Origin of the sequence: Dietzia timorensis (assembly GCF_020742175.1) — a bacterium.
Classification (GTDB): domain Bacteria; phylum Actinomycetota; class Actinomycetes; order Mycobacteriales; family Mycobacteriaceae; genus Dietzia; species Dietzia timorensis_A.
Map to the genome: position 1 here is coordinate 1 of NZ_DYXM01000167.1, position 8,373 is coordinate 8,373.

General features: G+C 67.1%; 7 protein-coding genes. 1 reads left to right on the plus strand and 6 read right to left on the minus strand.

The annotated features are described in order from the left end of the window. The 5 genes from K8V11_RS08720 to rplU form a co-directional block, all read right to left on the minus strand. The coding region (locus K8V11_RS08720; RefSeq protein ID WP_369693059.1) for an ASCH domain-containing protein at positions 1-376 on the minus strand (376 nt) is incomplete at its 3' end. A 3-nt stretch (positions 377-379) separates the two neighbouring features. Then, entirely contained in the window at positions 380-1,510 is a 1,131-nt protein-coding gene (proB, locus tag K8V11_RS08725; RefSeq protein ID WP_303912850.1) for a glutamate 5-kinase, read from the minus strand. After that, the gene (obgE, locus tag K8V11_RS08730; RefSeq protein ID WP_303912853.1) at positions 1,507-2,970 is read right to left on the minus strand and encodes a GTPase ObgE; all 1,464 of its coding nucleotides are present in this window, start codon (positions 2,968-2,970) and stop codon (positions 1,507-1,509) included. The genes proB and obgE overlap by 4 nt, the downstream gene beginning before the upstream one ends. 156 nt (positions 2,971-3,126) lie before the next feature. After that, complete coding sequence (gene rpmA / locus K8V11_RS08735; RefSeq protein ID WP_067471826.1) at positions 3,127-3,390, minus strand: 50S ribosomal protein L27; 264 nt, start codon at positions 3,388-3,390, stop codon at positions 3,127-3,129. 85 nt (positions 3,391-3,475) lie between these two features. Beyond that, a complete protein-coding gene (gene rplU / locus K8V11_RS08740; protein WP_303912856.1) occupies positions 3,476-3,781 on the minus strand; it encodes a 50S ribosomal protein L21 in 306 nt (101 codons plus the stop codon). Between the two features lie 340 nt (positions 3,782-4,121). Here rplU and K8V11_RS08745 point away from each other — a divergent pair, with 340 nt between their 5' ends. Beyond that, on the plus strand, positions 4,122-4,712 hold the full coding sequence (locus tag K8V11_RS08745; RefSeq protein WP_303912859.1) for a hypothetical protein: 591 nt from the start codon (positions 4,122-4,124) through the stop codon (positions 4,710-4,712). 26 nt (positions 4,713-4,738) lie between these two features. On the opposite strand, the gene K8V11_RS08750 is transcribed toward K8V11_RS08745, so the two are convergent. Then, the coding region (locus tag K8V11_RS08750) for an Rne/Rng family ribonuclease (RefSeq protein WP_369693058.1) at positions 4,739-8,373 on the minus strand (3,635 nt) is incomplete at its 5' end.

An 8,373-nucleotide genomic window follows, 5' to 3' on the forward strand; every position in this document is an offset into this window, starting at 1 on the left:
TGAGTGTGTCGTCGTCGATGCGCAGCTGCGGTTCACCCACGCTTGCCCTGAACTCCGCAGAGTTCCAAAAGCCCTCATGAGCCGATCTCCACGCCGCCACGTTCGTGAATCCTTCTCCCTCGCCGACCGCATGAGACAGTGTGATGTCTGCCAACCGGCAGGTGGATATCCGGACTGTTTCTGTGACGCATACGCCGACTCCCGCGGAGTCAACGACCACTTCCCGTCGCCCTACCGTCGGGAGCGGTTCGCGATCCCGCTTCCACTCATCGTAGAGCGAACTGGTCGTCGTTTTCTCACCCGCGACAATTGCGGCGACGAGCTTGTCTCGGAGAGGTCCGGGCAGTGCGAACTCGACTACGGGGAGGTCGTCTATGAGCTAGATGACGACGAGATCGTCCGCGTGCACAAGCGGGCGGCCGATTCCACCCTTCTCCGTCTCCGCCGCGCGCAGCTCAAGAAGGTCGCGAAGTTCGGCGGCATCGTATCCGGCAATTCCGCGCGCGACGAGCGCTCCGGCGCGATCACACAGTTCGATGACGTCGCCCTTGAAGAAACCGCGCTGGACGTGCGACACCCCGGCGACGAGCAGCGAGCGCCTCGGCCCGGTGGTGATTGCGGCTACGGCGCCGTCATCCAGCGATACCGAGCCGTGGGCGTCGGCGACGTGCCGCACCCAGAAGCGGCGCGCGGACATGCGTTCGGCGCGCGGCTCGAAGACGGTCCCACCGGTAAACCCGGGAGATACCGCCTGGTCAGCGAGTTCTGCACTGGTGAGCACGACGGGCACCCCGGCATCCGCTGCGAGTTTCGCGGCGGCAAGCTTCGAGGCCATGCCGCCCGTTCCGAGCGCGCCACCGTCACCGGCCTCTACATTTGCCAGCAGGTCATGCTGGGCGACGTAGGAAATGCGTTCGGCGCCCGGCTGCGACGGATTGCGGTCGTACATCGCGTCGACGTCCGACAACAAAAGTAGAGCGTCTGCGGAGAGCAGGTGCGCCACGAGGGCGGCGAGGCGATCGTTGTCGCCAAAGTGAAACTCGTAGGTGGCGATCGCATCGTTCTCGTTGATGATCGGAACGATGCCGAGTGTGCGCATCTTGTCGAGCGTCCGTTGCGCGTTCCGCGCGGTGTCGCGCCGGCCGATATCTGTCGCGGTGAGGAGCACGAGCCCGGTCTTGCGGTCGTGGCGGGCGAAGGCCTCTCCCCACGCTCCGGCCAGCTCGGCCTGGCCTACCGAGGCGACGGCCTGTTTCGAGGCGATGTCGCGGGGGCGCACGTTCATGCCCAGAGGTGCCATGCCCGCGGCGACGGCGCCGGAGGACACCATGAATACGTCCGAGCCGGCAGCCATCCGTCCCTCAGCGGCGTCGGCGAGGAACTCAAGGCGGTCGCGGCGCACTCCGGGGCCGACCGAGGTGATGGCGGACGAACCGATTTTGATGACTACGCGTTTTGCGGAGGCGATGCGATCACGAAGTTGCTTCTCCGCGGAGGCCGCATCGCTCATTCGAGCGTTTCTTCATCAGGGTCGATGAGGCCACGGCGGACCCCGCGTTGGAACTTGCGTTCGGCCGCACCGACGCGCTCGGTGGATTCGAGACGCACGTCGGTGCCGCGACCGGTGCGGCGCAGGTCCACGCCTGCGGGCGTCGACGGCTCCCATTCGAAGGTGACGTCGCCGATGGTGACGTCGGACCCCTCGACAGCCCCGGCCTTGAGGAGTGCGTCCTCGACTCCGAGACGAGCGAGCCTATCGCCGAGGTAGCCGACGGCCTCGTCGTTTTCGAAGTCCGTTTGGTTGATCCAGCGACGCGGCTTCTCACCCTTGACGATGAAGGCACCGGCATGGTCCGGGTCCTTGAGGATCTCGAACTCGGGCCCGCCCTGAGCCTTGGGCCGGATGATCGTGCGCGCGGGCTCGGGCGCGGGCTGCGTGCGGCGATACTCGTCGACCATCTTGTACAGGCCGAAGCGCAGTTCGTCGAGACCGAGATGGGCTACGGCAGACACCTCGAAGACGGGCCATCCACGCTCTTCGAAGTGTGCCCGGACCATCTCCGCCATCTCCTTGCCCTCGGGGATGTCGGTCTTGTTGAGCACAACGATGCGCGGTCGGGCCGCGAGATCGCCGAGGCCGTTGTCTTCGGCGAGCACCGAAGTGTAGGAAGCCAGTTCGTTTTCCAGCGCCTCGACGTCACTGATCGGGTCCCTATCGGACTCCAGTGCCGCACAGTCCACGACGTGAGCGAGGACGGCGCAGCGCTCGATGTGGCGGAGGAAATCCAGGCCCAGCCCGCGTCCCTCGGATGCTCCGGGGATGAGGCCCGGCACGTCGGCGATCGTGAAGGTGTCGTTGCCGGCGGTGACGACACCGAGGTTCGGCACGAGAGTGGTGAAGGGGTAGTCCGCGATCTTGGGCTTCGCCGCGCTGAGCACCGAGATGAGCGAGGACTTGCCCGCCGACGGGTAGCCGACGAGTCCGACGTCGGCGACGGACTTGAGCTCGAGCACGAGGTCGCGTTGCTCCCCGGGCTCGCCTAGCAGTGCGAAGCCGGGAGCCTTGCGCGCACGGGAAACGAGGGACGCGTTCCCGAGCCCGCCCTTGCCGCCTTCGGCCGCGACGAATCGCGTGCCGTTGCCGGTGAGGTCGACGACCATCTCGCCTGCATCGTCGAACACAACGGTGCCGTTGGGGACCTTGAGAACGAGGTCCTCGCCCTTGGCACCGCTGCGGTTGCTGCCTTCGCCCTGTCCGCCGCGTCCGGCCTTGGCGTGCGGGCGGAAGTGGAAGTCGAGCAGAGTATGGACCTGCGGGTCGACCTCGAGAATCACCGAACCGCCGGAGCCGCCGTTGCCGCCATCAGGGCCGCCGAGTGGCTTGAATTTCTCGCGGTGCACCGACGCGCAGCCGCGCCCGCCGTCGCCTGCAGCCAGGTGCAGGACGACCCGGTCCACGAACCGTGACATAGTGGGTGCTCCTTCGAGTGCGGTGTCGGTTATCTGCCCGGGATCGTCCCGGGCCCAAATACGCTGCAAGGGCGAACAGCGCCCGAGTGCGCCGCTCGCCCTTGCAGGCTCTCCCCTTTAGGGTAAGCGATTGTGGCCCGAAGGCCTACGAGGTTTTTAGGCCTCGGCCTCTGCCGCCACGATGTTGACGGTCTTGCGGCCACGCTTGGTGCCAAACTGAACGGCTCCGGCCGACAGGGCGAACAGCGTGTCGTCTCCGCCACGGCCGACGTTGACGCCGGGGTGGAAGTGCGTGCCGCGCTGGCGGACGAGAATCTCGCCGGCGTTGACTTCCTGGCCACCGAAGCGCTTGACGCCAAGGCGCTGAGCGTTGGAGTCGCGACCGTTGCGCGAGCTGGATGCACCCTTCTTGTGTGCCATGTCTGCTTCTCCTTGCAGTAAGTGCGCCCGGGAACAAAAAGGAGTTCCAAGGCCCCGAGGGCCAGGCGCTTTTAGGTGGGCGGCCTTACTTGATCGAGGTGATCTTGAGGACCGTGAGCTTCTGACGGTGACCTTGGCGCTTGTGGTAACCGGTCTTGTTCTTGAACTTGTGGATCCGGATTTTCGGTCCCTTGGTCTGCTCGACAATCTCACCGTTGACGGTGATCTTGTCGAGGGCGCCGGCGTCGGAGGTGACATTGGCGCCGTCGACGACGAGGACGGCCGGGAGTGCTACTGCGGCTCCGGCCTCGCCCTCGATCTTCTCGACCTTGACGAGGTCCCCTTCGGCAACCTTGTACTGCTTGCCGCCGGTCTTGACGATCGCGTACATCGGAGGGCTTCCCCTTGCTTCTCGGTGATAAATACTTGCATTCTTGCCAACGCTTGGCGCGACAGGTCTTTCTCGGCACGTGCTCTGGTTTCCGCGTGCTATCCCTGTTGGGATGTCGGCGGATACTCTCAGGCAGCATGCAGCGCGCCGCGTTATGCGACTTGTTAAGGCTACTCGGCGCGCGCTTGCCAGGTCAAACTGGCCGCGAAGCCGCGAAATAACGCGACCGAATCGGTCCTTCGCAAAGTGATATTGCTCCGCACAAATACTTCTATACTGCAGATACCAAAGGGAACATTAGACGCTCGACGCGCACGTGCGCCAACCGACAAGAAGGCCCATGCTCCGTTTCTTCGCCGCCGGCGCGGCAAGTTTGACCCTCGCCGCGGTCGTCGTCGTGTGTCTCCTCCACGCCGACACATGGGTGGTCTCGGATGCGAACGTCGCCTCGGGGCATCGCTTTTTCGGCTACCCGCTCCTGCTCGGCGCGCTCGGCACGTTGTTCCTCGCCGGTTGTGTCATCGCGCTCGTCGCGGCCTCATCCCCGGAGGACTTTCCGCCGTCGTTCTGGGGCTGCCTGGTGGCGATCCCGGTCTTTCTCGCCGGGGGCTTCGCCTTCTACGCCCTCTACTCCCCGCCCGGCTTCCACGAATCCAGAGGCGCGCTCGACGGGTACGTCGAGCATGTCATCACCGAGGCCGAGGCTGCCGACGGCGTCTACGACGAAAGGTTTGACCCCGAGCTCCGCTTGGGGAGCGTCGAGGTCAAACGTGTCGTCTATTCGGAGGACTGGGACGACGTCGAGATTGTGTTCTACGACACCGACTGTTTTATCGGCCCGTGCGGATGGGTTTATCGCTCGGCGGGCGAGCCCACCAGCGTCCGCGACGCCGTGCCGCTGGGGGCGGGCTGGTTCGACTTCGGTCGATAGCGCTACCCGCTCCCGCGGCTTGTCGCTCAGGCGTCGCCGGCGGGCCTCTTCACCGTTCGCCGCGTCTGCCGCTTGCGCTTGTTGACGACGGCGAGCTCGGACGCCTCGGCGGCGACCTCGACCTCGTGTCCGGTCAACTCGGTAACGCTGCCAACGCCCTCGCTGGTCGCAACAGGCGTCGACTCGGCGACGGTCTGCGCGGCCGGGGCGGCGTGCTCGGCGGCACCCGCGGTACGAGTGACCCGTCGACGGGAACGACGCTTGGTCTCGCCGGCCTCCGACTTCAGCGCGTCGGTCGTGACGGCCGCCGCCGGAGGGGCCGGTTCGGGTGCGGGTTCAGACGCAGGTTCGGGCGCGGGCGCAGGCTCCTCGGTGGCTACCTCCGCCACCTGTTCGCCTACGGTCGCCGCGGCATCCTTGCGCACGACGCGGCGCCGCGCTCGCTTCCGCGGCGCAGTCGCGAGCTCGTCACCCGACGCCGGAACCGCCGTCGGGGTGTCGACGGAATTGCCTTCGCCTTCGACCTGAGCCGCCTCTGCCGCAGGCGCCGGCGTAGGTGCCGGTGCAGGTGCCGCCGCAATCGCGTCGCCCTCGGTCCGGGCCGGGGTCGAGATCGGCGCGTCCCCGCGCACGATCTTGCGGCGGCTTCGCTTGCGGGGCTGCGCGGCGAGATCCTCAGCAGTGACGTCGGGCGCCGTGGCCGGCGCTACGGTCTGCTTCTCCTTCGCCGATTCGGTGTTACCGCCGGTCGACTCCGCAGCCTTGCCTGCTGCGGCCGGCGGCGACCCCGCGGTCCGGGAGCTGCGGCGCGAACGCCGGCGTCCCGAGGACTCGCGGTTCTCGCCTGCCTGTCCTGCGGAGCCCGATTCGGCGGCCGATGTTGCGGTCGCCGCACCTCCGGCGTCATTCGCGGGGGTGGTCTCGGCGCCGGAGGCGGGCTCATCCTCACGCTTGGACATCGCGAGGATCATCGGATGGGCAGATGGCGCAGGGCCGTCGTGCTCCTCGGACTGCTTGCCCGAGCCGCCGTGCGAACCGCCGTGGTTCTTGCCCGAATGATCATGCGAGTCCCCGCCCTTGCCCTTGCGCCCGCGACGACGATCATGACCGTCGTCGCTGGTGGGCGAGCTAAGGACCGGGTCGTCCTGGAGAATGAGTCCCCGACCACCGCAGTGGCTGCACGGCTCCGAGAATGCCTCGATGAGGCCGGTGCCGAGCCGCTTGCGGGTGAGCTGGACCAGGCCGAGCGAGGTGACCTCGGAGACCTGGTGACGGGTGCGGTCGCGGCCGAGCGCCTCGGTGAGACGGCGCACGACGAGGTCCTGATTGGACTCGAGCACCATGTCGATGAAGTCGACGATGATCATGCCGCCGATATCGCGCAGGCGCATCTGCCGCACGATCTCCTCGGCAGCTTCGAGGTTGTTGCGGGTGACCGTCTCTTCGAGGTTGCCGCCCGAACCGGTGAACTTGCCGGTGTTGACGTCGATGACTGTCATCGCCTCGGTCCGGTCGATGACGAGCGTGCCGCCCGAGGGCAGCCACACCGTGCGCTCGAGCGCCTTGTTGAGCTGCTCGTCGACGCGGTACACGCTGAACACGTCGACCTCGTCGTTATCGTGGCGCTCGAGGCGACCCTCCAGCTCGGGGGCGAGCTCGGAGACATAGTCGTGGACCGTGTTCCACGACTTCTCCCCCTGCACGACGAGCTTGTTGAAGTCCTCGTTGAACAGGTCGCGCACGACCTTCACGAGGAGATCGGGCTCGGTGTAGAGGTTTTTGATCGTCGCGCCCTTGCCCTTTTGGAAGCGCTCGGCATCGGCGGAGATCTTCTCCCATTTCTTCGACAGCCGCTCGACGTCGCGGCGGATGTCCTCCTCGGGCACGCCCTCTGCGGCGGTCCGGATAATGACCCCGTTACCGGAGGGGACAACTTCCTTGAGGATCGACTTGAGGTGCTTGCGCTCGGTGTCCGGGAGCTTGCGTGAAATCCCCGTGGAATTTCCGCCGGGAACGAACACGAGGAAGCGGCCGGCGAGGGAGATCTGGGTCGACAGGCGCGCGCCCTTCTGCCCCACCGGGTCCTTGGTGACCTGCACGAGCACCGAATCGCCCGGCTTGAGCGCCTGCTCGATGCGGCGCGATTTTCCGCCGAGGCCGGCAGCGTGCCAGTCGACCTCGCCGGCGTAGAGCACGCCGTTACGTCCGCGACCGATGTCGATGAAGGCGGCCTCCATCGAGGGCAGCACGTTCTGTACCCGGCCGAGGTAGACGTTTCCGACCATCGAGCGCTGCGCCTCGGTGGTGACGAAATGCTCGACGAGCACCTTGTCCTCGAGTACGCCGACCTGCGTGAGCGTTCCGGACCCGTCGTGACGCTCGCGCTCGCGCACGACCATCACCCGCTCGACGGACTCCCGCCGCGCGAGGAATTCCGCCTCCGACAGGATGTGGGAGCGGCGACGACCGCCCCCGCCCGGACGGCGGCGACGGCGCTTGGCCTCCAGGCGCGTCGAGCCGGAGATTCCCTGGATCTCGTCGTCCGAGGTTCCGCGGCCCGACTGACGCTTCGCGGGGCGTTCGTGAACCTCGGTCTTGGTGTTGTCGTCTCCGTCGTTTCCGGAGTGCTGCGAGTTGTCGTCGGACGAGCTCTTGCGCCGCCGGCGACGGCGACGCCTACTCGACGAGCCTTCCGGACGGTTGCCGCCATCGGAGTTCGAATCGCCGCCGGCATCGCCCGAGGCGTTGCTGCCGGAGTTGCCGGAGTCGTCGGAGCCCTTGTGCTCGGCGCTGACGTCGCGCTCGTCGGACGAGTCGTCGCCCGAGCCGCTGGTACCGGCTTCGTCGTTCGCGGAGTCCTCTCCGCGCCCGCGGCCACGGCCCCGACGTCCACGACGGCGCCGACGACCGTTTCCGTCGCCGGAGTCCCCCGAATCGTTGTCGGAATCCTTCGACTGGGACTGATCCCCGCCGGTTCCCTCGGCGTCACCGGTGGCGTTGCTGTCGAAGGTGACGTTGTCGGCGACGGTGATGACGCTGAAGTCGTTCGCCGAGTCCGGCGACTCGCCGGGAGTGAGGAATAGCGGCGAGAAGCCGGGCACGGACTGGTTCCGATTGCGGCCTCGACCGCCGCGTCCACCGCGGCCTCGCTCCTCGGCGGCGGACACCTCGCCGGTGACGATTGCGTACCCCGAGTAGCCCTGGTCCCGCGAGCCCTTATCTTCTGCGGGCTCCTCGGCCTTGCTCTTCGGGGACCTGCGTCCGCGGGAGCGAGAGGGTTTCGAATCCTCCGGTGCCGGTTCCCCTACCGGCGCAGGCGCGGCCGAGGCGATTTCGACCACCGAGGTGTCGAGATCGGGCTGGTCCGGCCCCTTGGCGGTTGCGCCCGTCGCTTCCGCGGCCTTCGCGGGTGCCGCCTTCTTCGCGGTGGCCCTTTTCGCAGCCGACTTCGTTGCATCGGTCTTCTTCGCCGGAGCCTTTTTCGGCTCGGCCCCGTCCGCCGCCTTTTTCGCGGCCGGCTTCTTCGCGGTCGGCTTCTTCGCGGCCGTGGTCTTGGCGGCCTTCGGCGCGTCCTCGCTCGCCGCCGCACCGGTCTCGCCGGTAGCGGGAGCTGCGCCGTCAACCAGCGTGGAAAGCTGTTCGCGAGTAACGCCGCTCTGGG